This is a genomic window from Paenibacillus cremeus (genome assembly GCF_007786445.1).
GTDB classification, from domain to species: Bacteria; Bacillota; Bacilli; order Paenibacillales; family NBRC-103111; genus Paenibacillus_G; species Paenibacillus_G cremeus.
Window position 1 is genome coordinate 1 of sequence record NZ_VNJI01000052.1, and the last position, 26187, is coordinate 26187.

Sequence of the window (26187 nt, forward strand, 5' to 3'; positions counted from 1 at the left end):
CAAAAGAAAAGATGGAACAACAGACTGAACGAAAGTGTACTTCGAAGAAGATTTAGAAAAGATCCCTTAGCATACCTTCAAAAACTTGAAAACAAACATAGTGTGTTGGTTATTCCGCTGTAGTTAAAAAACGCATCCTGCGTCTCTTCCCTCAGGTGGCCTGTCGTCGCCCAATAAGCCGTTTTTCGCGGCGCTCTTAATATGAAGGTTTCAATTTTTTCTATTTTCATACCTGTCATCTCCAATTTGTCCGTCGTGTTTATCTCTTACGAAATCCCTCGGTACGGCTATAGCTGTACCAGGCCCCATGCTCCATAACGAACCCTTTTGTAATTCCGCTGTGAAGCTCCACTTGTCTGACATATTCGTCGGCGCTCGCCGTGTTTTCAATAAACATGTTTACATGCATCGGAATCGCAACCTTCGGTTGAATATGGGACGTCAGCCGAACCGCATCGGCAATATTCATGCAGCCTAATCTTCCGTTGATGCAGCACATCATGAATTCCGGTTTTTCTCTGGCGATATCGATTAGCTGATCGGAGTATTCCGTATCTCCGGTTATGTAGATTTTCAGCGTTGAAAAAGAAAGAAGGTAACCTACGCTGTCATCGGTATGCTCAGCGTAAACGGCTTTGATTTCGATATTCCCAATGGTTATCGACTCGCCTCTTTTTATCACAATCAATCGATCCGGATTGATTTCCAGCTCTAGGAGCCGGGTAATGCAAGCGGGCGGCCCAATAAATTTGGCGTTATTATTATTCGCGTTCGCCGCAATCAAGGGAACCGAATCGGTGTCCAGATGATCCCTGTGCTCATGGGTAAAGAGGAAAAAGTCCCCCCTAGCTCCCCCGCTTCAATTGGAGCAGGTATTGCGCGAGAGATCCGACATATCTCGAACAAACATTAGACAGGAACGGATCTACGTGATAGGTAAGCCCGCTGGAATCCTTAAACGAAAAGCCGGCTTGACCCGTCCAACAAATCCCGACGGACTCTTCCGTCACGAGTAAATCTCTTTGCTTGGCTGTAAAGCTGCTCATCAAAGAGCGAGTCCCCCTTCCGTATATCCGGCCGCTCTTAGAAACCGTTTGGCGCTTGCTTGCAGCTCGTCCCAATTTTTGGTTTCGACCCATTCCTTCCCGAGCAGATGAACGCCCAGCCCAATCGCATCCGTCCCCGCTTTAAACAAACCCTCAACCATATCCAGCTTAACTCCCCCTGTAGCCATGAAGGGAATATCCTCAAGCGGACCGCGAAGCTGTCTGATATATTCCGCTCCGACCACGTTGATCGGGAACACCTTCACCATATCAGCTCCGACTTCACAAGCTCTCACGATTTCCGTTGGAGTAAACGCTCCCGGGATCGAGTACAAGCCGAGCTGCTTCGTCGTCTTAATGACATCCTCATTCATGTTAGGAGAGATGATGTAGGCTCCGCCCGCATCCGCTACTTCCTTTACCTGCTCCGCAGTCAGAACCGTCCCGGCGCCTACACTTACTTCGGATCCAAATCTATCTTTCATCAGCTTAATAGACTCCATTGCCCCGGGTGTATTTAAGGTCACCTCAAAGTAGCGGATCCCCGTCTCTTTCAGCACTTCCGTAAAAGCCAGGCATTCTTCCGGCCCAAGGCCTCGATAAATCATTACGACACGATGCTTTTTGACATCTTCAACGAAATAATCCATGCTCATTTTCCCCCTCCGTTAACACCATGTTTAGGAATCAATTCCGTTATATAGATAGTCCTTCAACCTTTTCCATAAAGATGGGGTCCAGTCCACCCACTCAAATACGGTATGAAAGCCGCGTACCTCTTTGTTGTAGCTTTCAACCGACTGCAAGGTTCGAACGATCTCGTCCCATGTGACGCCGATTTGATCGGGATGATAAATGACACACGCTTCATCCATGGCCTTTCTCAGCTCCCGGTAACGGCTCTCCGGCAAATACGATTTTTGTAAAAAGGATGACATTACAATGCCTAGCGAAACAATTTCCCCATGAATCAATGGTTTACCCGTTGTCAGCTCCAAATTCCAAGCGAATAAATGGTCTGAACCGGCGCTAATTGGCAGCGTGGGATTCAGCATATACAATTCGGAGGAGCTTTGAGTGTTCTCCATTAACAGACGAATGCCATCCTGCGTAAGAGAACCGATCTCGGGAGCATTCTCTAGGCTAGAAACGACAATCCGATCGATTTCCCGCTCCACTTCCGGATCAAGGGCAGGCCCGATACCTTTTTCCTGTGCGATTTTCCAGTCATTCCACGTGGTTTGCATATACAGCAAATCGCCGTAGCCTGCTCGGTTGAGACGTGGATCCGCCATCTGGATCAGCTCGTAATCGATCAAGATTTTTTTGGGGTATCCGTCGACCTTAAAACCGAAGGACGTCCCATTTTTCCGTATGGAAATAAAATCCGTGAACGGGGCATTGGATGATGTAATTGACGGTACCAATAAAGGCACCTGATCCGCGGAGTAAGCAAAATATTTCGCAGCATCGAGGGCCGTCCCTCCACCCAAGCCTACGATAGCGCAATCTCTCGGTACATTGCCGACCATCTTATCCAGGCTTTCTTTGTTCAAGCTCTCGACCATCAAGACAGCTTCGGGCTTGATTCGCAATAACGGTTCATAAAGCTGCCAAGGAGCATCCATCGTGACAAGCACATATTTTCCTAGTTGTTCCAAGTGACTGTTCAGCATTTTATTTCCATATAAAGTCTTCACATGTGAGATCAGGTTGTTCGCATCTCCTTCACTTCAGAATCGTTCCTCTCGCTGTTTTTTAAGAACCTTTTCATAACCAGTATCTTTGAAAATATCTTCACGAACAATATCATTATGTGCCATAATAATTTGTAAATTTGTGGCCTAGAAATATTAAAATGTGTTTGCATTTCTCATAGTTTGACCTGTGTTAATGGTAAAATGAGAGGTAAGGGGAGGACTGCATCCATGCTTGAGGAATCTTGTGAATATGCGGAACGGTATTTTTTCACGCCTACGGCGCTGGAGAAGGCAGGAGGCTTATGGCTCGTTCGTTTAGGGCGCAATATCGCGAAGCCGAATTATCACATCGGTCCGCGGTATGTCCCTTACTACAGTTTGCACTTTGTTATTGACGGGTACGGTGTTTTTCAGCAGGAGGATGCAACTTACGACCTGGCCAAAGGAGATGTGTTCTGCATTTTCCCCAAACGTAAGCATCAATATTTTACCGACGCAAATAAGCCATTACGTATGATTTGGGTCGCACTCGACGGCAAGCAGTTAATTCCTTTATTGAATCGAATCGGACTACGCCCGTCCTCTTCATTTCTTCCGTCGGTGATGAATGAAGAAATTGTTCAGCTCCTGGAGGAACTTTTTCGGCATAACGGACAGCATGATCCATACGAAGATCTCGGCAAATTAACCATGCTCTATCGGTTATTTCAAGCCTTAGCTGCCGTCCATACGGATAAAGACGACGGTGGCGAGGAAGAGACCTTTCCCTGGTTGAAAAGAGGACAGCAATTTCTGCAAATGCATTTCATGGAAGGAATCACGATTGAAGAAGCCGCTCATAACGCCGGGGTAAACCGGACTTATTTTAGCAAAAAATTTCATGAGCATTACGGAATGTCGCCCGTGAAGTATTTGCAGTCACTGCGAATGAATGAAGCCGTGCGCATGCTGAAGGAAACCGAGTTAAAGTTGACCGAAATCGCTCTGAGCGTAGGCTTTCCCGATCTATATTCCTTTTCTAAAGCGTTCAAAAAACAATACCAAGTCTCGCCATTTCTGTTCCGTAAACAAAATGTTGAATAGTCCATTCCGTTCAGGGGAGTAAAGAAAAGAGACACGAGCGATGGTTCGTGCCTCTTGGTTATTTTATGAGACCATTACACCCTTGTTGTGATGTTTCATAAATAAATAAAATAACGGAGCCGCGAACCTACGTTGCTCCGTTATTGTTGTTTCAGGATTTGTTGTAAATTAAGTTAGAAATCATTCTGTGGAACGGGTATCGCCAAACCAGGCGCACCAAGGTCCGAGGTCTTGAGATCAGGAGCATACTGCTTTAGCAGCTGCAATCCGATATATGCTCGTCTTACCCTCTCCCTGCACAATGCAACGTTTACCTGCTCCAGATGTTTTCCGCTCGGATATACATCAGGATGGTTACGCAAACCGAATTTTATGTAGACCGGAGACAAAATCCGAACAAACTCCGGAATTTCATAATGGCGGATAAATCCTCCAAAGCCATCCGGCACTTCCACGTACAAATCGAGCGGAATATCTACGGCAGGACGGATCGAAGCCAGCTTTGGCAAAGTCAATCCGGTAGGCACATTATACGTGTCTGCGCCGATATCCTGCATTAACTTAATAGACACTGGGTTAGCTGCCATCATTTGTACGGATACCTTGATCACGAAGTTCGGATCGATCAAGCCTTGTTTTTTCATCTCTTTTGTCAACAGCAGCAGCCCTTCATCTGCAACCAAGGCTCCACGTACGCCGAGCTGATTGGCGCGCTGAAGATCTTCCATCGCATAGACCAATTGATCGATGCCTTCATGCCGCAGAGCGATGGCCTTTCCTGCCGGTGTAAGCGGTTGTGCGCCGATATCCCAAGTCCCACGTGGGCCGACGAATAAGCTGAGCTCTACCCCTCTTGACGCACAAAGCTGGACCATTTCGGAGATCTCGTCATCCGTCTGTAGCATAATGCCGCTTCCTTGCGAAACACGATGAATCGTTATACCATAGCGGTCCGCTTCTTCAAAGACCGCCTTTAAAGCTTCGGGTCCTTCTACACTGGGAATTTCTACACGGTACTGTGCTCCATCCGGAAACCGTTTGATGGAATCTGCGAGGTCATAAGCTTCCCGCTCTAAAAAGCCTAGTGATTTTAATAATGCTCTGGACTTTTCCATCACTGCTATCTCCCTTCACCATGAATCACCAATCGGCGACCGAGTTATCATCTTCATGAATCCAATATGGCAGTTTCCAGTCCCCAGCATACCGCTGCCCGGAGATGGTTTCCTCATCCAGCTCGATGCCAAGGCCCGGTGCGGAAGGAAGATCGATATATCCATTATTCAATTGGTATGGCTGTTTGATTAAGCCTTCTCCCAATGTAATCTGCTCTTGTGCGACGAAGCTTGGAACCGTGGCGGACAAATGAATACTCGCTGCCAAATTGACCGGACCGAGTGGGTTATGCGGTGCAAAGCCGGTATAGTAGACTTCGCCCATGGCGGCTATTTTTTTCGCTTCTGAAATCCCCCCGCAGTGAGCGAGATCCGGTTGAAGAATGGCAGCCGCCTGCTTTTCCAATACCTCCCTAAAGCCCCAACGGGTAAATAGTCTTTCCCCCGTGGCAATCGGTATGGTCGTAGACCTGGCTATCGTAACCATCGTATCCACATTTTCAGGCAAACATGGTTCCTCGATAAACATTGGCTTGAAAGGCTCAAATTCCTTGATCAATTGGATCGCGAGAGCGGGGCTCACCCGTCCGTGGAAATCGATGCCGAAATCGACATCCGGTCCAATCGCTTCCCGGAGCAAGGCTACTCTTTTCACTTGCCGGTCGATAAACGATTTGGACTCTACGATATGGGCAGGACCGGGCAAAGCGGTTTTAATCATCGTATACCCCTCTTGAACAGCCTTTTTGGCAAGATTCAAGTAATTTTCCGTATCTATTTCATTATCGAAATCTCGAATATGCTCATTGGTGTTGACATGCTTGTAGACGCGAATTTTATCCCGTACGGCTCCACCCAAAAGCTGATGGACGGGCACATTCAAGCTTTTCCCCAAAATGTCCCATAAAGCTTGATCGATGGCGCTGATGGCGCTGCATAGGATAGCGCCTGCACGGTAAAAGGTGGCTCGATACATTAAATTCCACAGGTGCTCAATTCGTCTCGGATCTTGGCCAATCAACAAATATTCGAAATCTTTGATGGCCATCTCTACCACCTGAGCTCTTCCCTCAAGGCAAGCTTCGCCTAGTCCGACAATTCCTTCATCTGTATATACCTTTAGAAAGGAATATCTCGGTTTGACATGCACCAATTCCATTTTCGTAATTTTCATATGTCCACACGCCCTTTTCCTAAGATTTAACAGCGCCTGCCGTTAAGCTGCTGATCAAATACTTTTGAAAAAATAAAAACACTAGTGTAAGCGGGATAATTGCTACCAATGAAGCGCTCATCATGTCGTTCCACATAATTTTGTATTGCCCGATGAGCTGGCCAATCCCGATAGGTACAGTTTTCATCGTTTCCGATTGAGTCAAAACCAAGGCGAACATGTATTCATTCCAGCCAGTTATAAACGAGTAGATTGCAGTGGCTGCTACACCCGGCAAACTTAACGGAAAGACAATTTGATAGAAGGTCCGCAGGCGGCTGCAGCCGTCGATGGCCGCTGCCTCATCCAGCTCTTTGGGAATGCTCTGAAAATACCCCATCATCATCCATGAGCAAAAAGGAATCGTAAATGAAATATAAGTCATAATTAATGCCGTATGTGTATTGATCAAACCCAGTGTTTGGATAATTTTATAGAACGGAATCAATAGCATGATGGATGGAAACATTTGTGTTACGAGCAGAAAGGTTAGAAACAGTCCTTTCCCCCTGAATTGAAACCTCGAAGCGCCGTAGCCGGCCAAACAAGAGAACAGCAGCGATATGATCGTGGAAGCCGATACCACAAGAATGCTATTTAAAAAATACCTCGCAAACGGATAATCCGTCCAAATGCGATGAAATGCTGCAGTCGTAACGTCCGATGGGATCCATCTCGGAGGTATCGAGAAGATTTCCGTATCGCTTTTCAATGCAGTCGACAGCATCCACAATACCGGAATCAGCACGGTGATCGCTACAACGATCAGAATACAGTAGGACAGAAGCAACTGCGTCATAACGCGCCGTTTATTTGTCATCATCCGCCAAGAACCTCCTATAAAGATAGCTAATCAGGAAACAGATGATGAACACAATGACTGCCGTAGCCGCCGCTCTGCCGAAACGGAAATTCTCAAAAGCAATCTTGTAAATGTCTATACTGATGACGCTGGTAGCATCGATAGGACCTCCCGCAGTCAATAGCCATACGATCGTAAAGTGTTTGAACCACCAGACCGTTTCTAAGATGAGAGTGACCAGTAGCACCGGCATTAAACCAGGTAGTGTTATATTTTTAAAAAGCTGCCATTGGTTACCCCCATCGATCTCCGCTGCTTCGTACAAGTCTTTTGAGATCGACTGCAGTCCTGCCAGAATCAAAATCATGACGAGCGGATATCCCTTCCAAATACACGCGATAACGACTCCCCACATGGCGAAGCCGGGATTATCCAGCCATGGAATGGCGTCTTGCGTCAAATGCATGCTTTGCAAAATATAATTGATTAGTCCGTATAACGGGTTGTACATCCACTTCCAAAGCAAGGCCACAACAACCTCAGGAAACAGCCACGGTAAAATAAGCACCGCCCGAAAAAGTAAGCGGAAGCGGATATCCATGTTGAGCAGCACGCCCAGAAGCGTCCCGATAACCATATTGCCTGCGACGACAAGAAACGCAAATTTGAAGGTTAGTCCGAGTTTATGCAAGAAATCAGGATCAGTCACAGCCTGGATATAATATTGCAGCCCCACGAATTTCCACTTGTTGATGAGATTCGTATCGTAGCCGCTAATATACATGCCAAATACAAGTGGATATGCAATCAATGCTAGCATGGTCAGCAGCGCTGGAAAGATAAACCAGTAACCCGGCCAAGGAGTCTGATACGAATAGGACTTTCTCATATGGCCCTCCTTTTGAATGGTACAGGAAAAGACCCGAAGGCCTTCTCCTGTATGGAGTTAACCTCACTTATTGTTTTTAATCTCGGTTTCCGTAGCTGCTGCAGCCTTTTTAGCCGCTTCTTCAGCAGTAGCTTGCTTCGCGATTACAGCTTGATAGCCCTCCGCCGCAACCACCTGCAGGTTGGTGTAATAAGGTACGTTAGGCACCTGGAATGCTGTGTCCATCGCTTTGAGAAACCCTTCCAGAACAGGGCTCTTGATCTGCGGATCGTTACTAGCATCCAAGCGGGTAGGGAAGCGTCCGGTAACCTTGTTCCATTCCAGCTGATTTTGTTTTTCCAGAAGATATTTCAAGTAATCTGCGGCTTCTTGTTTATGCTTGCTCTTGGCCGAAACAGAAAAGCCCAACATGCCGAGAACGGAAACGGACTGTTTGCCAGGTGCGTGAGGCAAAGGAATACCAGCAATCTTCCCTTCCAATCCCGGATTCTGCTTCAGAATGGCACCGATGGAATGCGGCCCAGTTACCATCATCGCTGTCTTTTCTGATGCCATCAGACTAACGGCCTCGGCATAGGACGTCTGGAATGGTCCTGGCGGTACTACCTGGTATTTGTTCACCAGATCTCCATAGAACTGGAACGCCTGAACCGCCTCTGGAGACGCAAATTGGGTCGTCCATTCCTTTTTATCGTTTTGCACAAGCTCCGCTGCACCAAAAGTTCGCATGATAGGAATAAATCGGGACCCACCGGAGCCATTTTTGGCACCTACCATGGCAAATCCCCATCGATCCACCTTGCCATCTTTATCGGTATCTTGTGTTAGCTTCTTAGCTGCTTCAATGAAATCATCCCAGGTATCCGGCGGTTTGATTCCTTCCTTCTCAAACCAATCTTTACGATAAAGAAGGCCCGTAGGAATGGTAAACCATGGCGCATACTGCAGCTTATTGTCCAATACCGATTCCTTCAGCGTTGCCGGGTGGAATCCTTTTACAAAGTCGCTGCCGAGGAGCTTGTTCAAATCCTCCGTCAAGCCCATATCATACGCTTTGGCATAAAACTCCGGTCCGTTGACAAAAATATCAGGCATGTCTCCGCCGGTAGCCATCGTCATAATCTTGGCATAGACATCATTCATGGGAACACCGACAAATTCGATCTTGATGTTGGGATGTTTGGCCATATAATCATCGGCAAATTTCTTTTCCGCATCCCCTTCCGGCTTCTCGACAACGGTCGGAGAGATGATTCTTAGTGTGATCGGTTCATTACTTTTGGCCGGTGCTGCCGTGTCAGATTTCGGCTGCGCCGCTGGACTGTCGGGTGAAGACGAACAACCGCTAATCAGAATGGCGCCAGAAACTGTAAGTACGGTCATACCCTTTAAAGCATTTTTCATTTTCAAACCCTCCCAAAAAAGTTGTTAATTATTTGAAACGGAAATGGTGAGCACAGCTTACCAATCCGCAACAGAACCATCACTGTGGTATAAACGCGGAGTATCCCAATTTCCTTCATAAATTCTTTCTCTTAATGCCTCTTCATCAAGCTCAATGCCTAATCCCGGTTCTGTAGGAATCGTTATGTAACCGTTTTCTATTTTGAACGGATTTTTTAGTATACCCACTCCTAAGTCAGCCCCGTCTTCTAGTGTGGGATGCTCTTGAATGAGAAAGTTAGGAGTACAAGTATCCAGCTGCAAGCAAGCCGCTAATGAGATAGGCCCCAACGGATTATGCGGAGCAATGGAGCCATAATAGCTCTCAGACATAGCCGCGATCTTCTTGGCTTCAAAGATTCCTCCAGCATGACATAAGTCAGGCTGGACGATGGCTGCCGCTTGCTTCTCAAGAACTTCTCTGAACCCCCATTTTGTAAATAGCCTCTCGCCTGTTGCAATTGGTATGCTGGTCGAATTAGCTACTTTGACCATCGTCTCCACATTTTCAGGTAAACAAGGCTCTTCAATAAACATGGGGTAGTAAGGTTCAAAAGCGGAGGCCAATCGAATGGCCATGGCTGGACTTACCCGGCCATGAAAGTCGATAGCGATTTCCATCTCTTTACCGACCGCATTCCGAATGGCAGCCAGTCTTTCGACCTGTTTTTCCAGATAAGCCAGGGAATCCACGTTTTGAACGGGAGCGTCAAGTCCGATTTTGATCGCTGTAAAACCTTTTTGTTTGCGGTCAAGAGCGATTCGAACCGAATCCGCCACCGTGTCCCCATGACAATGTGCGTACATGCGAATTTTATTACGGCAGGCTCCACCGAGCATTTCATAGACAGGCAGACCGTAACGTTTGCCTTTGATGTCCCAAAGGGCTTGCTCAATTCCGCTAATAGCGCTTACAAGAATGGGACCACCACGATAAAAGGCCCCCCTGTACATAGCCTGCCAATGATGCTCGATTCGCATCGGATCTTCTCCGACAAGATAGGATTCTAGTTCCTTTATAGCGCTTTCAACCGTGTGGGCTCTTCCTTCAACGATGGGCTCGCCATAGCCGACGATCCCTTCGTCTGTATGAAGCTTAAGAAACAGCCATCTAGGCTTTACATGAATTAACTCCAGCTTTGTGATTTTCATTCGGTTTCTCCTTTTTCTCTAGGTCATGTGCTAATTGATGGACGGATTCTCGCGCATAACAGAAAGCGGACTGGCTGAGTTTCGAATCATCAGCTTAGGCATGACTTGAACTGTTTTAGGTTTCTTGGATTTCTTAACCTGCAGCTTTTGTAGCAGTAAGGATGCTGCTTTGACTCCCATTTGGAAAGCAGGCACAGCTACTGTGGTGAGCGGTGGATCAAGCAAAGGTGCCCACTCCGTGTCGTCATAACCGACGACGGAAACATCGCGAGGAACGTTCAAGCCCGCCAACCTAGCCGCCTTTAGAACATCCAAAGTCAAATGCATATTAGTGGAGAAAATAGCCGTTGGACGATCCGGACTTTTCAATAACTGGACAACCGTGTCTACCGCATTTCCCTTTCCAGCCTTGAAAATTTTAATAAGGGAATCGTCTATGGACAGGTCATGCTTCATCAAGGCCCTTTTATAACCTTCCAATCGGTCCCTTCTCACGTCGGTTTCCAGTGGAAACACTACCACCGCGATCCGGCGATGGCCTAAGCCGATTAGATATTCCACCGCCTCCGTGGCCCCTGCAATGGTATCCGTCACCACGTGGTCAGCAAGTATATCACCAGAGGTACTGTCACAAAACACGAACGGAATATTAAATGAATTAAGCAGCTCCGTCACCTTATTGGTTTGACTAATCGGGCTGACGATCAAGCCGTCAACCTGTTTACTCTTCATCATGTTCAAGTTGGCGATGTCTCGCTCCGGATCCCATGCAGACTCACTCACCATAAGGCCGTAACCATTACGCATGCACTCGTCTTGAACTCCTCTTAGCGCTTCGGACCAAAATGAGTTCAAATCGCCGACCACAAGGCCGATGACCTTGGTTTCTTTTTTCTTTAAACTCTGCGCCACCGCGTTTGGTCGGTAATCCAACTGCTCGATAGCTTTTTCAATTTTCTGTCTCATGCCTTCGGACATATATTCAAAGTTACCGTTTAAAACTCTGGATACGGAGCTTTTAGAAACACCTGCCAACTTGGCCACATCATCTATCGTAATCATACATCCCGTCCCTCTAAAACCGATTTCTAAAATCGATTTCTGAAACCGATTTCAGAAGTAATATTATCAATCCTGCGTCGTATCTGTCAAGCATTTTTTACCAAATATTTCTGTGAAAAACTAGTCCCCTCCCTGCAGCTCTGCTTCTAAATCCGGATCTAGTTTGGATTTTCGTTGGTGGGGGTGGCAGCGAGGGGCGCGACGAGGGGGTGCCGGCGGCCCAACAAAACGTTGAAGTAATCTGCCACAGTACCTAACCTGGGTTGGAAAGGGTTTCAAGCGATCACACAGGCAAAAGAAGTGGAAGTCCTATCGAAAGAAGTACCCAGACGGCGGAGCGGGGCAGGATGGGAATTGGGGCGGCGTTATTCTACTTAACACGTTGTGTGTTTGGTAGAACAACGGGTTAATTGCGTGCAGTATGATACTCCATAACTCAGTGGAATTGTTTCATAATTCATTAGACTGTTTGTTGCAAAATACTTGCTAAAATCTAAAAGGCTTTTCTCAGACCTACAGACGGATTACGATCGGTGTACCTTCAACACCGGGCATTGAGGAACCACTTCCGACGAGTTTGACGTTTTTTATTGATTCACGTTTCACGACAGCTCAAAGAAATCGATTTACCAGACTAGCCAGTGGCGTAGTATTGCAGTGGAACCAGTATTATGAGGACCGGGAGTTAGGAAACAGAAGATCACCTTTGAAGATATGTACTGTTAAATATGCAAAATTTAATCTGAACCCTGTTTGGTTTGAGGATAAGATTGCAAACGCCAATGTAGCATTCGACATCAGTATGGACGGATTAACACGAATGATTATCGCCAATGGCTTCGGTCGAGCCTCAAGAGCTCTTATTATGTATCCTGCAAAGGGGACCACACCACCAAAAGCCATCAAAAGCGCAAACGCGTCAAACCCTGATAAAAACTCCTTATCCGTTACGATCAACCCGAAAACGCTTAGTAGATCTGATTTAACTGACGCTATACTTACTGGCTCATTGCTCCATGCATGGCTTCATCGCCTTGGCTATCGCCATGCAACTGGGAAATATACTAACTATTACATTGGGGAATGTGCAATGTGCGTAATGCGCAGCAATAGCAATAAGCAGCCTAGTGTACCAGATAGTCGGTATACTGCGCTTTTGGATTAAGCATAGTAAAGGGGATGAACAGTGGCAGCCAAGGATATCGATGCTTTCATTTAGCTATGCGAAACAATTCCTTATTACAAAGCCTACGCTTCGGACCAAGATCGACTGCTCCTCCTTCACCCAGCATGTATTCAAGAAATTTGGTGTTGCCTTGCCACGAACCGTCCGGGAACAAGCTTCCATGAGAGTCGAAATCCAACGCAAGGTACAGAAGGCGGATCTGCTATTCTTTTACGTACCCGAACGATTCCCTACAAATGACGTTCCTGGTCATGTTGGCATCTTCATCGGTAATAACACCGTGATTTACTGCTTACCTTCCCCAAGCCGGGTGCTGATTTCGAATATCTATACGCCTTATAAGAAAAAGACATTTCTATTTGCACGTAGAGTATTCTTCAAGCAGTGAGTGAAGGTGATTTATAGCCTTTCCTCTCTAAATTTCCAAACCGAAAATAGGTACAGCCCCTTTCGTATTAAGGGGCTTGTTCTGTGTTCTTAAAACTAACAAATTTTGCAACAAGCCGTCCAGCAATTCTAATGAATTACGGAGTTTCACAACCTTGATCTTTTACAGGAAAGTGTACGGTGCACTTCATTAACTGCTACCCTCAGTCAAAGCCACTAGGCGAGCAAAATGAACCAACCGCTCCCGATCCACATCTGCGCTCCCATAAGCATTCAAAAAAACATCATGGTAGCGATCCGTCTTCAAGTTATAGTTCAGCGTCCACATGCCCCAGTACAGGTCATAATGCCGATCGCCAATCCCACCGTGTCCCAGATCAATAAAGCCCGTGAAAGCATAGTGGTCCATCATAATATTGGGCAAACAATAGTCGCCGTGGATGATTACGTCGTCTACAGCGACTTTTTGCAGCTGGGTAATAAAGGGAAGTTGGCTGTTCTTGTCCTTGACTGCCCCTATCATCTCTGCGGTTCGATGTGTATAGGGGCAGTTGTCTACCGGCAAAGAATGCAGCATGCGCAAATGTTCACCAAATGCAATAGCCAGTAGTGTGGGGTTTTCCAGATGCACGCCCGACACCCCATCTTCCCCCGCTACCGCTTCCATGAGTAGATAATCGTGTTCCGCATCCGTTTCGTAGGCAACAACTTCTGGAGCCACCTGATGGCCGTTTAAAAAGCGCGTCATATGACACTCTCTTTCCAGGCTCCCTTTGGCACTAATTTTTAAATACGCCGAGCCGGTGATATTCGTCCCTTGAACGAGAAGCGTCTTTGCCCCCTCGGAGCAGCTGCTGTCGTAGATCGCCGCGTTGCTGCAGTGTGCTCGAATCGCCCTAGGCAGCTGTGCAAGATCGAAGCTGATTTTTGTTCTTTTCATTCCTATCAACCCCTTATATATGGGTATCCCATTGTCATTGTAGCAAATGCAGCGGGTGCTTCTTAGGTACGATTTCGTTATAAAAGTAGTTGCCATAACGCGGAAGCTGCATCAGTTGAGTTGAGCAAAACAAGCCATGCCACATATACTGCCATTTAGTTCAAAGGCAAAAAAAAATGCCCCACAGCAACGGGCTGCAAGGCTAAGATTTATTTTAAAAAGGGGGGTCAACTCTTATTATAGGCCTCAATTATTAAAGCAACGTGTAAGAATGATTTCAAGTTTATTACATCTTACTGTTCCCTTCGATTGAAACCGACATTCTAAAAGCGATATCTTTCATCCTTCTCTTCCCAGCGGTCATACGCGTTTTTCAAGTAAGGATCGCTCATTTCTGCTTAGGATTTCTTGACAACACTAACCAAAAGCATAACTTCCTGCAGTTGGCCGTGGTCAGTGGATGCATCATATCGTTGTGCCGTCGTCATCCTCTTCTATCAGCCAGTGCTTTATTTTAGGTGCTTTGTTATCCTCGGTTGTTGATTTCCATGTAAAAGAAAAACCGCCCCTTTATTGAACGGTGAATTTTCAACTATCTTTATCTGTTGGTGTAATGCTTTTTCGTGATCCAATCCTACATTTTATTTCCTCGATTTCCTTTTCCAACTGTTCAGTTTCTGCTATGCGCTTGGTGCGGTTCTCGGTAATGACCTCTTTCATGCTCTTTTGAATCGGAAATTTTATAATCTTGCTCATGAAAGTCACCTCCTTACTAAAGCAAGCACAGTATAACCTTATTTTAAATAAATAACGCCATGTCCCTCAGCTTGGTAACTTACGTGAGTAAACTGTATCTTCTTAAGAAGTTCCTGGATCCGCCGCAACTCCCCCTCAAATAAAATGCAGTGAAATTTTGGATCGTATGTAAACCCAATTTCGTTGCAACTCCTACAAAAAGGACCCCAGACTTTTGAAAGCTCCTCATTACAAATCAAACAATTCTTCAAAATAATCACACGCCTCTGACCCATGTATAAATTACCTAATTATTCCACTAATTAGCTTATCAAACATTTATTACAAAGAAAACTTTAAGTTAGGTTCAAAATGATTTGTGTCATTTTTTTACGAACATACATTTTTCCCTCGTTTAACATTAGCCTATGGCAGCCTAGACAGACGGAGGGGGACATCTCTTGTCGCTAACTGCCTCAAGGCGGTTGATACGCTCGGAGCTTATAAGTGTTTACTGTTTTATATCCCATTGGTTCGGCTTATCCTTGCTTGCTTCCGTCATAAATATCGACGAATCGCCCCCGTGGTTTGGCTCTATCAACACTCTCAGTCGTGTAATAGTATAAAATTTTAAAATGAAAGTGAGGTGCGATATCCATGGGAATAAGATTTGATATTGTTATTCTTCTCTTCAATAGTCCAGCACAAGAAATACACGATTTCAAAATTATAGGTAGCGCAGATCCATGCAAAGATCTTATTCAAGTAGGCTTATTGGTTTCTAACGCCAGAATTTGTCTGTTGAGAAATGGCTTTGTACTAGAGGAGAGAACGCCGAACATGTTTCGTTTTAGACGAAATTCGTAATTATCCGGCCTATCGTCAAGAAACCTCACGGAAATATTATAATGATATAGAGCTGGAAAATTTATAAGGAGGTTATCGCATGGGAGTTAGATGTGATAGCTGTATCTGGATGAGATATGAAGGCGTGTGACTCCAATGTCGATCAAACGAGACAAATGGATGCAATATCGTATCCTGAACGATACGTCCTCGCTCACCGCTCGTTTGCCTGAAACTCGGCTGCTGAACCCGAACGGGTTAGCAAAACTGCTGTTTCAACATCAAAGCCTTGTTCTGAAGCCGCGCTGAAACTGGCTAGTATCGGAGATCGAAACATGCTCGTCAAAGCCGAACGGATAGCATTAATTGCCGCTAAACGACTTGGAGAACGTTTCCCCAAGCTTATGCAAGTCGGGTTCGATATCGGCATCGATAGAAACCGACGAATTTGGATCATCGAAGGCAATTATTGGCCGGATTTGCTCCCTTTCCGGCTCTTGAAAGATTCTTCTATGTATCGCAGGATTCTTTGGTATCGGAAACATAAAAGCAGCGAGCCAGTTTGTTTAGGGTTCGCTGCTTTTGCGTATATTTCAGAACGGAGTACAGAGGATTGTATTGATCGTGCGTGAGCGGAATACTTCTATTCAAGTAATAGCACAAAAATGCGGCGAATGTCGCCGCTGGGTTGTTATATTTTGATTTTAATGAAAGGTTTCACCTATCACTGCACCGGCGCAATTTTTGCGGCTATCCCCTTCCCCCATTGTTATTATTGCTTTCCTCTTGTCAGAGGCAATATGGCCAGCTTTCTAAGTTTTGCGATTCGTTTTTCCACTCCACTTTCAGTAAGGTAGAGTTTTTGTCCAATTTCTTTATTAGTCAGCCCTTGTTCAAAGTACAGTAACAGCATTTCTTCTTCCTTCTTAGGCTGATTAGAAGCATACTGTTCCATTTCACTTTTTCCGTTCGGCTTTTTTGCCCTATGCGTCTTAAGCTTCCCTAGCCCTCGTAGTACTGCGACCCTCTTCTCTACTCCACTTTCGGGCCGATCGAGCATTGCTCCAATTTCTTTATAGGTTTTCCTCTTAAAGTGCTTTATCAATACTGCGTCTTCTTCATCGTTCCAAGGAAAACCCGCCCGTTTTGACAAAGGTTCTTTACTTTGCATCTCTTTGAACCATTCCGGTTCAGGTAAAATGGTTCCTTGTTCAATTCTCGCAAATCGAATCCTGCTCTGATTATTATTAGCCCACTCCCAGAATTTTTCCGGTGAGATTAAGTACCTGGTGTAGTGCTTTTTCCCGTATTTTTGCTTTTGACAAGGCAGGTCATGACCTTTAATCCATCTTAATACGACGTTCTCGTCCACATGTAGATAGTTTGCAAGTTGATGTGCTGACAGGTAACCCAGCGATGCACCGATAGTAATATGCAATCGCTCCCGCCTTCGTTTGATTCCTTGCTCCGACCTCCCCAATCGTTTCCCAATAGCCTCGTCGGACATAATGCCGGCGAGTTCTTCAATCACCTGATCTTCATCAGGTCTGTAAAGTTTTTGTTTTCGAACAATGATATCGAATTTCATTCTTTTCTCAGCCCCCGCTCCTATATATATCGAAACTAAATCAGCATTTGTTAATTAAAATCTAACAAAGAACAAGGGCGCATCGCTAAAAGCCGGATACCTCATTTTATGAGTGTGCAGAAAACGTCCGATCCCGCTCGCCTTATGCATTGGAACGTGCATTTTAATTATTTTCTTGGCGCCTTGCAACCAAAGTGATGATATAATACAAAGAATTACTAGAGAAGAGGACATCAGTCCATGATGTCCTTGCGGTCCGGGCGGAGGAGTTAAGGTCATTCAATTCACTCCTTGTTCGTAAAATAAGCTCTCAATAGGCTAATGCATATTTATGATCTAGAGCCCTTCTCCGCTTGGGCTGCCGCCTATGACACCTATTGATTTAGAGCATTCGTTTCAATTCAAACTGCAGGATCATCGATTCTGCAAGTGAAAACACCGGTGTCCGGAGCTGGCGATTTTACCCGTTGCATGGGATAGGTAAGTCTGTTTCCCGACGAAATTATGAGAAAATTACTTTGAAAACCTACTCAAACAAAAACGATCCATTGGGATCTTTTTTTGATATGCCAATTTCGTCGAAGTTTTCTATTACGTAATTAGAATAAAAAACCGCTTTTCATCGGTTCACTACTTCGGCGCACACTAATAATACACTACTACTTCTCTCGGTTATTGGCTTGGATATCGTCTTTGACACCTACGTCTAGCGAAGCCACCTGCACGGCGGAACAATAATATTTTGGGCCTAATTCGTAAGATCATGTTTCAAACAGATGGCATAGGAACTGGTATCTTTAGTATCAGTTTCTTAATTTTGTTAAAGAAGTCGAATCAGCTGTAGGGATGCGCCCTTCGATCGTAATAAGGCCATTATCATAGTTTGATTAGCAAAATATAATAATAGTTTAAATTCGACAGGCCGCAAAGCTATTTTCTTACTTTCAAATGGAACTCCGCCTTCGTCGTCAATGCCAAACGAATGGTTAGGTTAATAGAACAGAAGCAGCCCGTCCTTGGATAGGAACGAGCTGCTTTTTTCTTTACATTACCAGTTTAGGGGGTCTGATTTTTCATAAGTAAGGCTTTTGAAGTGCTCTCAACTACGGGCTTATTAAACCAAATTTATGTAGGTACGATTGTGTCGTTAGACATTCATGTTATTGTACGGCGACACAAAAACATATGCGTTTTTCTTTTTTTATGCGCTCCGTGCACTCAAAGGCAACAACCGTTCGTTCTGATCGGCTGCCCCTTGAAATTATTCCGCTATCGTTCTCCTTTAGTTCAGCGGCTTACTAATTTACACGCCGGCCCTCAACTTGATGTCACAAATTTCATCCCAAACAACAGGGTTATATCAATGGAAAAAAGGATGAAAAAATCCACCTCGGTCAAGTACTTGTACTTTTCCGTAAGGGGATTCTTCAACTTTATTATTTAATTCCTTGAATTAGTTCATTTAACGCTTGGGTTAAACCATCATTCAATTGAGTCATAACCTGCTTGTCGATCGGAGTTTTTTGCGAGCCTGCTACTTCCGGGTTCAGACTTTTCTCAATTTTTTCGTACAAATCGGCACTGCGCGGCGGCACTCCATCTTCGAATGTTTTCCATGCATCCTCCAGCTTTGGAGCAAGTTCCTTCACTTTAGCATCATTGCCCGCTGCAATTTCCTTCTTAAGCTCAGCGGTCGTTGCAAGCATTTGGTTCGCTCCTGCTTTCACTTGATCTACGGGGATGAGCTTCGCAGATAGATCAAATAAGGTTTGGATCAACTGGATATCGATTTTTAAGATCGCATCTCTATCTATTTTCGCTGCCTTAGCTCCCGATACGGCCGGGTTCAGGCTTTTCTCAACTTGTTCATAAAGATCAGGATATTTCGCTTTGACGCCATCCTCGAAAGTAGCCCATGTCTCTTCAAGCTTAGGTCCGGTTTCTTTGATTTTGGCCTCATCCCCGGCAGTCGCCGCTTTTCTAAGTTGCTTGGCGATAGAAAGCAGTTTTGCCGTTCCATCTTTGACTGAGATTTCAGGGGACTTCGCTACCGTAGCGACTGCGTTTACGTTACCTTCAGGCTGTTTTGTACTGCCGCAGGCGGAAAGTACGGATGCAGATAATGCTAAGACGATAAATAAATTCAGAAGCTGCTTTTTCATAATTCGTTCCTCCAAAATTATTGGTAATATTATTGAGCGACCGTCGTGCTTTGACGATTTTTTAATTTCCCCCACACCACAACAAGGATTGCGCTGACAATGATCAAGATTTGGGGTACTATGCTTTGCCAAGAAGGGAAGAAGGCAAGGAAACCAATGCTCGGCAAGTATGGACTATTCGTCGTCGGGATTGCGCCGGCCAGCTGCAGGCTATTCACACCCAGTCCGGTAAATTTAATGCATAAGTAAAGTACAATGACACTGGATACAAGGAAGAAAGGACGGATCGGTAGCTTAGCCCCAATATACAGCATGATAAAGGCAACGACAGCTAAAACCCCGAAGCCCACCAATATACCGAGAAGCAGCTGTTGCACGCTGATTTGATTCACCATTCCGATAATAAATAATACCGTTTCTGTTCCTTCCCGAAATACGGCTAGGAAGGTTAGCACTCCAAGAGACACGATATTCCCTGTACTTAGCGCTGTTTTCGTTTTTTCTTTAATATATTGGTTCCATTGCTTAACGTTAGATTTGCTGTGTAGCCAGTAACTCATATAGAGGAGCATAACTGCAGCAAAAATACCGGTCCAGCCGCCGATTAAGAAATTGTTGTTCCCGAATGCCCCAGAGGAGAAAATAAATTTGACGACCACAGCTATAGCTGCACTAACCAGTAGTCCTGCGAAAACGCCGCTCCATATCCACAGCTTCCCTTTCTGATCCTTCGATTTCTTCACAAAAGCAAGCAGGGCACCTACGACAAGCAGCGCTTCCAGCCCTTCACGGATTGGAATCATGGCCGCATCCCACATTGTATAGCTTGATTTTTGAGCTAACGGGGACAGATAGGTCATCATGTTGTCTATAAGTTTTACGGCATCGTCATATTTTCCCCCTGTGAGCATCGCATTGACTACGACCATGTCACGTTCGGAATCGCTATAAACCGTTGCGGATTGAGCGACGACGTTACCTTCAACGCTTAGCCAGCTCTCCCTTACTTTACTGATCGCTTTAACCGACTCTACTTGGTCGTGCTTTTGGGCGACATTTTTGGTTTGCTCCAAGAGGGTGATAAAGCCTGGGAGTGTTATCATCTCTTCATTATCCAGCGAAGCATTCGCGTACTGCCCGTTCGTGTACCGGATCAGCACCTGCTGTAAACCATCGAGCGTAGTGAGAATGTCCTCTTTCTTATTAATCATAAATGCATACTCGGCCTGCCCCATCTGCGTCTCAATATCCTTGTAAGCCGCTTTGGAGTCCGTTTTAACGGTATCTTCCACTTCCATCCACGTATCATGGAATTGGTCGTAGGATTGTTTTGCTTTGTTTAAATCTTGCTTCGCCAAGTCGATGGATTGGCTTATGTAGTTTTTGGCTTGATTCATGTTCTCAATGCCTTGGGTCGCTGCCCACGCCGTCAGGGGCATTAGAAGCATAATGAACAGCAGCGGAAGCACCAGAGAGGCAGTAGCCAATTTTCGCATGAATGTGTCCCTCTTTCTTTACTATTCCGATATGAGAATGATTATCATTTTAAGTTCATGATTAGTTTACTTGAGAATGCTTCTCAGGTCAATCGTTTTGGGAATTTTTTTTGTTAATGTTTTATGAATAATTGGAATAACTATTGATCAAAAATAATTATTGAAAATAGCGTGAATCTACCCGGGCTATATAGTTTAATCGTGGTTTGGCCGATATAGTAACGATTGGGGGATTTATTTGAGTCTTAATCGGGATTTATAAATCCATCCAAGAAGGACGCGGTTGAGACTTCAGTGGGCACAGCGATAGGAAACTAGTAGCATTCACATGCAACATATTTTAATTCTGGTTTGGTGTCCATGACTTTTATTCAAGGATTTCCCCTTGTGTTTTAATCAAACAAACCCATTCCGGAACATACGTTCCATAAATACAACATTAATGACCGATGTTCATTGATAAAAAATCAAAAAGCGGCTGACCAAGACTTGAAAAACAAAGTCTTAGATTTCCGCTTTTGTCACTCAAATAACGTAATCCATTAACGTTATAATTTACTAAAGATTAAACTCATGAAAAGTACTGACTAATGATGATGGTGAGATGACGAGTCTTAAATTATTTTTATTGAATCCAATCGACTTTTTTGGATGAAAATAATACTTTCTTTCCATCCTCACCTTTACTTGCTGCATTACCTGACTACAATTAAAAAGAGGCTGTCCCATAAGCCGTGTCGCCGGACACATTTGTTCGGCAACACAAACATGTGCGCTTTCGCGACATCAAAGCCCCTAATCTTATATAATTCGCGGATTCCACTTCCATCTAAAGAAGTTTTAATAGCTTTAACCTTACCCTAGATATGAAACTACAATTCTAACAACTTGAAAACTTAGAGCAAAAACTTTTTCATCATATTCACCGTATAATCAATCCCCCTAGCACCTAACTCACCAGTCCATATTGGAGAATGCGGTTCGATGCTCAGTCCGCCTTGATAATTTTTCGAATACAAGATCGCCATGAATGATCCCCAATCGGTTTGATCTAATCCGGCCGGAGGATCGTCCAATCTTTCCCCGTCCACAATCAACGAGCCTTTAATATGAACATGATAAAACCGGTCTCCCCAGTCCCTCATCTCCTTTAGATAGTCTCTTCCGGCATAACGGGAATGTGATGGGTCGTATTTGATGCCTAGTTCTTTCAAATAGCCATGAATGATGGTCCAGGCCATCGAATTATCCACGAAATTATTCCACCCGCAGTTATAAACCGCGATTTGAACCCCTTTCTGTCGACCGTAATCGATGAGCTTGGAGAAATAAGATATGGCCAATTGGCAATTTTCATAATAGGAAATGTCCTCCACATAATTACATCCGCAAACAAATACTTTACTGCCTAATTTACTCGCAGATTCGATGAGTTGGAAATCCACTTCCATTTCTTCTTCAACAATTCCGTTCTTATCTATCCGGGATGAGCCCCATCTTCCAACAGAGCCCACCTTGACTTTATACAGATCCATCCAGTAATTAATTTCGCTGATCCTATTGATAAAATCATCCACATTTTTGTTAACATTGATGCAAAACTCTACAAAGTCTAATTTTTTGTCGACTGCCATCTTTAGAGTTTCTACGGTCGGCGCTCCAATGATTCCAAGATTCAAAAAAAACACCTCATTTGTTTTTATATTTCAAATCAGATTAAAATCCTTCGTAGGTATCTTTCTTCGCCAAGTACACCTTGTCCATATGCTCGGCATAATACTTTGCATAATAGTCATCTACCTTCGAACCTCCGGCCTGCTCCCACATCGTTTTGGCATCCTTAAGAGCCTGATCCGTCGTATAATTCGTACCGCTCACTATCGCTTTATTAAACAAGTCCAAATACTTCATGCCGTTGGTGCTGATCAATTGCATATCTTTCGGCAGAGCCGGCATGAATTGCACGTCTTTATAATGCGGACGGGTCTTTTGCAAATTGACCTCCGCAGATTTTTGATAAATGTCGCCAAGTTCCTTTTGAATCGGATCGTTCAAATCAAGTGTGCTCGTAAAGTCACCACATTTCCCGAGCAATACCGAATTGCCGAATGGAGTCCAATAGTCGGCGTTCCAATCCAATTCCTTCTTGTTCTTCTGGGCATCAATCGGTACCGGACAGCCATTCAGGCCCATTTTCCAATTCTCGCCCTCGATTCCATATTTCAACGTCTTCTGCGTCTGATCGGAGATCAACCAGTCTACATATTGCATGACGGCCTCCGGGTTCTTGGTGTCCGCGTTCACCATGGCAACGGATCCGGCAGGCGTATCAGGCTCGGCGCTGAATTGTCCGTAAGGTCCGGCAGGCAGAGGGATCGGCGCAATGACCGCGTCCGGATTATTTTTCTTGAACGTCTGGAAGAGACTCAGGTTGGAGGTAAACTTACCTACCGCATAGATGCCCAGCTTGCCGTTCAGCCAATCCTGTTTCGCCTTCTCTCCGCCTTTGTCGGTCAAGAAGTCCCGGTCGGCTGTGCCTGCATCCACTAGCTGCTTCTTGAAGTCGGTTGCCGCTTTGGCTCGATCGAAATTGTGGTACAGCTTTCCTTCATTATTGAACAGATACGTATCGCTGCCAAAAATGGCATTGATTACTAAGTCGCCGCCGCCGCTCAGGTTGATGCCAAGTGTATCCTTCTTTCCGTTGCCGTCAGGATCCATTTCTGTGAAAGCCTTAGCAACCTTCAGCAGCTCATCCGGCGTTTTGGGAACATCCAGATTCAACTTTTTCAACCAGTCCCCGCGAATTAACAGTTCGGTATTTACGCGCAGACCTGACACGCGGCCCAGCTCGTAGAGCTTTCCGTCATTCTTGTAACCGATCTTTTTTACCAATGGATACTTTTCCATGAGCGCTTTGTAGTTGGTCGTCTTCGCAACCAAATCGTCCAAAGGAAGAACCTGTTTTGCCGAATATAAATCGTTGCGGTAGTTTGCATCGTACGTAACGATCAGGTCCGGCGCCGATCCTGACGCGAACAACGTATTGAATTTGGCCACTTCGTCGTTGCGGGGGATCGGTATGAATTGAACCTCTACAGGGGAGTTCTTATTGATCCATTCCGTCCACCGGTTTTTGGCGAAATCCCCTTCACCTGCTGGTATTTGTCCCCGATCATATACAGCTACGGTAATTTTCGGACGAGACTTGGAGGCATTCTGTGATGCCGACCCGCTTTGCTCATTGGATTTGGAAGGGGAACAGCCGGAAAGAACCGTCCCTGCCATCATTACAGTTAAACACAATGCAGGAACCCATTTTTTTGTAAATCGCATTTTTTTATCTCCTTTTCATGCAATCTTTCATTAACCTTTAACGGAACCGATCAGCATGCCCTTGACGAAATACTTTTGCAGCAGTGGATACACAAGCAGCATCGGCGTTACCATGACTACGATGCCTGCTGCACGGATGGTTTCCGGCGTGATTTGCTGCAGCTGATTATCCATCATTGCACCTTGGCTGTTCATTTCTTGCAGCAATTGCTGGCTTTGAATCATATTTTGCACAAGGACGGACAGATTGAATTTTTGTGCGTCGTTGATGTAAATGAGAACGTTAAAAAACGAGTTCCAGTGAGCCACGCCGTAAAATAAAGACAGCGCAGCAAGAACCGGCAAGGATAGCGGCAGGAAAATCCGGAAGATCAACAGCCACTCATTACAGCCGTCGATGCGAGCGGCTTCGACCAATTCCTCAGGAATGCTCTCGAAGAAGGAGCGCAGCACAAGCAAATTCCACGCACTGACTAAACCAGGCAACCACAATGCGCCATACGAGTCTAATAACCCCAGCGTCTTGATCAGGATGAAGTTCGGAATAAGCCCTGCGTTAAACATCATTGTAAATACAATCGCTAAGGAAAAAAAACGTCGGCCGATGAAATATTTGCGTGATAGCGGATAGGCTGCCATGACCGTAAAGAGCATATTCAAACATGTCCCGACCAATGTAATCTCTATGCTATTGAGAAAAGAACGGACGATGTTGGTACCTTGAAGCAACAGTTTATACGACTCGAACGAAACATCAATGGGCCAAATCGAAACTTTCCCCGCCATAACCGCACCCGAGTCGCTAAGGGAAACGGAAATGACATGGACGATCGGCAGCAAGCAGCTTAATCCAGCCAAAGCCAAGATTACCGCATTCAGACCATGAAACCATTTATCCGATAAGGATTCTCTCAATGTCATCACCTACCATATGCTCTGCTCGTAACGTCTGGCAAACCGGTTAGCCGTGATCACGAACAACAATCCGAAGAACGACTCGAATAGCCCGTTGGCCGCCGCCACGCTAAATTGATTGCCTTTCAGTCCGGACGAATAGTTCCATGTACTAATAACCTCCGCGATATCGGTAACTGCAGGATTTTGGAGTACATACACTTGATCGAAGCCGACATCCATGATATGGCCCATGCTAAGAATGAATACGAGCATGATGGTGGAGCGGATGCCTGGCAGTGTGATATGCCATATTTGACGCCACTTTGATGCCCCGTCGATACTCGCGGCTTCGTAGAGCTCAGGGCTAATGCCCGCCAGAGCGGCCAAATAAATGATAGCTCCCCACCCAGCCGTCTTCCAGATGCCGGAGAACAAATAAATGATCACCCAGCTGCCTTCATTATACAGAAAGGGGAACGGCTTCCCTGTTAAATGCTCGACCAAATGATTTAAAGTACCTGTCTGTTGCGCAAAAATAGTAATGATAATTCCGCCTACGATGACCCAATTCAAGAAGTGAGGCAAATAGACTAGAGTCTGCATCGTCTTCTTGAACCACGCTTTGCGTACTTCATTCAATAAAATGGCGAGAATGATTGGAAACGGAAACCCGACGAAAAGATTCAACAAACTCAAAATGAACGTGTTGCGAATGACTTTCAGCAATTGAGCATTGGTAAGAATGAGCCGAAAGTTGTCCCAACCGATCCACGGGCTCCCCCATATTCCGTCACGGAAGCTGTAATCTTTGAAGGCGATCACAAGCCCGAGCATAGGCGCATACCGAAAGACCAAAAAGTATGCAGCTACAGGAAGAAATAATATCATCAGAGGCGCATTCAGCCGTAACGCATTGTTAATCGCTTTCTTTCTATTCATGCGAACCGCTGCTGCCTCTGACCGTTGAATTCGAGATATACTTGTCCTAATGCTGCTCCCTCCCTTTCTACTTCAGATTTTCAATGATTGGTTCAAAGCTTTGAGCAAGTTAACTTTACTCGAAGACGTCTTGAATCGACAATATTCTTGTTTCATAAGGGCTTACTATT

General features: G+C 45.2%; 24 protein-coding genes and 1 pseudogene. 5 read left to right on the forward strand and 20 right to left on the reverse strand.

Features of this window, described 5'->3' with window-relative positions:
• Nucleotides 1–259 precede the first annotated feature (259 nt).
• The 4 genes and pseudogenes from FPZ49_RS28320 to FPZ49_RS28335 all read right to left on the reverse strand — a co-directional run.
• Nucleotides 260–829 (reverse strand): annotated as a pseudogene (locus FPZ49_RS28320) (MBL fold metallo-hydrolase); the annotation flags it as partial.
• Between the two features lie 16 nt (nt 830–845).
• Entirely contained in the window at nt 846–1046 is a 201-nt protein-coding gene (locus FPZ49_RS28325; RefSeq protein ID WP_144853596.1) for a hypothetical protein, read from the reverse strand.
• On the reverse strand, nt 1046–1696 hold the full coding sequence (locus tag FPZ49_RS28330) for a bifunctional 4-hydroxy-2-oxoglutarate aldolase/2-dehydro-3-deoxy-phosphogluconate aldolase (protein WP_186446146.1): 651 nt from the start codon (nt 1694–1696) through the stop codon (nt 1046–1048). The genes FPZ49_RS28325 and FPZ49_RS28330 overlap by 1 nt, the downstream gene beginning before the upstream one ends.
• A 30-nt stretch (nt 1697–1726) precedes the next feature.
• Nucleotides 1727–2707, reverse strand: a complete 981-nt coding sequence (locus tag FPZ49_RS28335) for an iron-containing alcohol dehydrogenase (RefSeq protein ID WP_222429977.1) — start codon at nt 2705–2707, stop codon at nt 1727–1729.
• Between the two features lie 267 nt (nt 2708–2974).
• On the opposite strand from FPZ49_RS28335, the gene FPZ49_RS28340 reads away from it, so the two are divergent.
• Entirely contained in the window at nt 2975–3829 is an 855-nt protein-coding gene (locus tag FPZ49_RS28340) for an AraC family transcriptional regulator (RefSeq protein WP_186446148.1), read from the forward strand.
• A 173-nt stretch (nt 3830–4002) separates the two neighbouring features.
• Here FPZ49_RS28340 and FPZ49_RS28345 read toward each other — a convergent pair whose 3' ends face one another.
• The 7 genes from FPZ49_RS28345 to FPZ49_RS28375 all read right to left on the reverse strand — a co-directional run bounded on the left by FPZ49_RS28345 (nt 4003) and on the right by FPZ49_RS28375 (nt 11505).
• Nucleotides 4003–4944, reverse strand: a complete 942-nt coding sequence (locus FPZ49_RS28345) for a U32 family peptidase (protein ID WP_144853603.1) — start codon at nt 4942–4944, stop codon at nt 4003–4005.
• 25 nt (nt 4945–4969) lie between these two features.
• Entirely contained in the window at nt 4970–6118 is a 1149-nt protein-coding gene (gene dgoD, locus FPZ49_RS28350) for a galactonate dehydratase (protein ID WP_144853605.1), read from the reverse strand.
• A gap of 19 nt (nt 6119–6137) precedes the next feature.
• Nucleotides 6138–6980: a carbohydrate ABC transporter permease gene (locus FPZ49_RS28355; RefSeq protein ID WP_222429978.1), complete on the reverse strand. Its 843-nt coding sequence runs from the start codon at nt 6978–6980 to the stop codon at nt 6138–6140.
• A complete protein-coding gene (locus tag FPZ49_RS28360) occupies nt 6967–7848 on the reverse strand; it encodes a carbohydrate ABC transporter permease (RefSeq protein WP_144853608.1) in 882 nt (293 codons plus the stop codon). Before FPZ49_RS28360 ends, FPZ49_RS28355 begins: the two co-directional genes overlap by 14 nt.
• A 63-nt stretch (nt 7849–7911) precedes the next feature.
• Nucleotides 7912–9252, reverse strand: coding sequence for an ABC transporter substrate-binding protein (locus FPZ49_RS28365; RefSeq protein WP_144853610.1), 1341 nt, complete (start codon nt 9250–9252; stop codon nt 7912–7914).
• 57 nt (nt 9253–9309) lie between these two features.
• On the reverse strand, nt 9310–10443 hold the full coding sequence (gene dgoD, locus FPZ49_RS28370) for a galactonate dehydratase (RefSeq protein WP_144853612.1): 1134 nt from the start codon (nt 10441–10443) through the stop codon (nt 9310–9312).
• Between the two features lie 30 nt (nt 10444–10473).
• Nucleotides 10474–11505 (reverse strand): LacI family DNA-binding transcriptional regulator, encoded by a 1032-nt coding sequence (locus FPZ49_RS28375; protein ID WP_144853614.1) that lies wholly within the window; start codon nt 11503–11505, stop codon nt 10474–10476.
• 652 nt (nt 11506–12157) lie between these two features.
• Between FPZ49_RS28375 and FPZ49_RS28380 the strand changes: the two genes are divergently transcribed.
• Complete coding sequence (locus FPZ49_RS28380) at nt 12158–12670, forward strand: hypothetical protein (RefSeq protein WP_261381667.1); 513 nt, start codon at nt 12158–12160, stop codon at nt 12668–12670.
• Between the two features lie 40 nt (nt 12671–12710).
• The gene (locus tag FPZ49_RS37670) at nt 12711–13079 is read left to right on the forward strand and encodes a C40 family peptidase (protein WP_144853618.1); all 369 of its coding nucleotides are present in this window, start codon (nt 12711–12713) and stop codon (nt 13077–13079) included.
• A 189-nt stretch (nt 13080–13268) separates the two neighbouring features.
• Here the strand turns inward: FPZ49_RS37670 and FPZ49_RS28390 are convergent, their stop codons facing one another.
• Both FPZ49_RS28390 and FPZ49_RS36090 read right to left on the reverse strand, forming a co-directional pair.
• A complete protein-coding gene (locus FPZ49_RS28390; protein WP_144853620.1) occupies nt 13269–14018 on the reverse strand; it encodes an aminoglycoside 3'-phosphotransferase in 750 nt (249 codons plus the stop codon).
• 588 nt (nt 14019–14606) lie between these two features.
• Nucleotides 14607–14774 (reverse strand): hypothetical protein, encoded by a 168-nt coding sequence (locus FPZ49_RS36090; protein WP_186446149.1) that lies wholly within the window; start codon nt 14772–14774, stop codon nt 14607–14609.
• A 981-nt stretch (nt 14775–15755) separates the two neighbouring features.
• Between FPZ49_RS36090 and FPZ49_RS36095 the strand changes: the two genes are divergently transcribed.
• Both FPZ49_RS36095 and FPZ49_RS28395 read left to right on the forward strand, forming a co-directional pair.
• On the forward strand, nt 15756–15908 hold the full coding sequence (locus FPZ49_RS36095; protein WP_186446150.1) for a YheC/YheD family protein: 153 nt from the start codon (nt 15756–15758) through the stop codon (nt 15906–15908).
• 11 nt (nt 15909–15919) lie between these two features.
• On the forward strand, nt 15920–16231 hold the full coding sequence (locus FPZ49_RS28395; protein ID WP_391563878.1) for a YheC/YheD family protein: 312 nt from the start codon (nt 15920–15922) through the stop codon (nt 16229–16231).
• 140 nt (nt 16232–16371) lie between these two features.
• Here FPZ49_RS28395 and FPZ49_RS28400 read toward each other — a convergent pair whose 3' ends face one another.
• The 7 genes from FPZ49_RS28400 to FPZ49_RS28430 form a co-directional block, all read right to left on the reverse strand.
• Nucleotides 16372–17187 (reverse strand): response regulator transcription factor, encoded by an 816-nt coding sequence (locus FPZ49_RS28400; RefSeq protein ID WP_144853624.1) that lies wholly within the window; start codon nt 17185–17187, stop codon nt 16372–16374.
• A gap of 1436 nt (nt 17188–18623) precedes the next feature.
• The gene (locus FPZ49_RS28405) at nt 18624–19349 is read right to left on the reverse strand and encodes a hypothetical protein (protein WP_144853625.1); all 726 of its coding nucleotides are present in this window, start codon (nt 19347–19349) and stop codon (nt 18624–18626) included.
• A 29-nt stretch (nt 19350–19378) separates the two neighbouring features.
• Entirely contained in the window at nt 19379–20845 is a 1467-nt protein-coding gene (locus FPZ49_RS28410) for an FTR1 family iron permease (RefSeq protein WP_144853627.1), read from the reverse strand.
• 896 nt (nt 20846–21741) lie between these two features.
• Nucleotides 21742–22524: a sugar phosphate isomerase/epimerase family protein gene (locus FPZ49_RS28415; RefSeq protein WP_144853629.1), complete on the reverse strand. Its 783-nt coding sequence runs from the start codon at nt 22522–22524 to the stop codon at nt 21742–21744.
• 37 nt (nt 22525–22561) lie between these two features.
• Entirely contained in the window at nt 22562–24181 is a 1620-nt protein-coding gene (locus FPZ49_RS28420) for an extracellular solute-binding protein (protein WP_144853631.1), read from the reverse strand.
• Nucleotides 24182–24211: 30 nt separating this feature from the next.
• Nucleotides 24212–25096: a carbohydrate ABC transporter permease gene (locus tag FPZ49_RS28425; protein WP_144853633.1), complete on the reverse strand. Its 885-nt coding sequence runs from the start codon at nt 25094–25096 to the stop codon at nt 24212–24214.
• A gap of 9 nt (nt 25097–25105) precedes the next feature.
• Complete coding sequence (locus FPZ49_RS28430; protein ID WP_144853635.1) at nt 25106–26017, reverse strand: ABC transporter permease; 912 nt, start codon at nt 26015–26017, stop codon at nt 25106–25108.
• Nucleotides 26018–26187 lie beyond the last annotated feature (170 nt).